The sequence below is a fragment of the Mesorhizobium sp. M7A.F.Ca.CA.001.10.2.1 genome (genome assembly GCF_003998575.1).
Taxonomy (GTDB): Bacteria; Pseudomonadota; Alphaproteobacteria; order Rhizobiales; family Rhizobiaceae; genus Mesorhizobium.
In genome coordinates, this window is sequence record NZ_RZQY01001333.1 from 1 (window position 1) to 487 (window position 487).

2 protein-coding genes are annotated in these 487 nt (G+C 62.4%); one reads left to right on the forward strand and one right to left on the reverse strand.

The features are described 5' to 3' along the window. The coding region (locus tag EN964_RS36930) for an NAD(P)-dependent oxidoreductase (protein ID WP_281059612.1) at nt 1-220 on the forward strand (220 nt) is incomplete at its 5' end. Here EN964_RS36930 and EN964_RS36935 read toward each other — a convergent pair. Further along, nucleotides 217-487 (reverse strand): hypothetical protein (locus EN964_RS36935; protein WP_127277627.1); only part of this gene is annotated, 271 nt, incomplete at its 5' end. The two genes, EN964_RS36930 and EN964_RS36935, sit on opposite strands and share 4 nt — an antisense overlap.

Below are 487 nucleotides of genomic sequence, written 5' to 3' on the forward strand. Positions count from 1 at the left end.
GGATGACGGCACATTGAAGGAGGCGAGCCTCGACGTGTTCGAGGTCGAACCGCTGCCGAAGACCAGTCCGCTGTGGGGGCATCCAAAAGTGTTTGTGACGCCGCACGCGGCAGCGACCTCCGATCCGGTGCATCTGGCGCCGATCATGCTGCGCCAGATGGACGCCTTCGAACGCGGTGAAAAGCTGGACAATCTGGTGGACCGCAAGGCGGGGTACTAGCCAGGCAGAGCGATCTTCTTCTGCTTGTCCGGCTGGCCGCAGTCGCGTCGATCGATCGACCGGTTCATGGCATCGATCTCACCGCTTGCCTTGTCGGTATCGCGTTTGGCCTTGGAGCGCATGTCAGGCGTGAACGGGCCGAAGCCCATCGCCGGGTTGGAGAATGTCGGCTTGGCCTTCGCCGGAAGGTTGTATTGCTGCGCCAAGCCATTGCGCTGCGCCAGCAACTGATCGCACGGCACGGTGTCGTATTGCAGGGAGGACTGG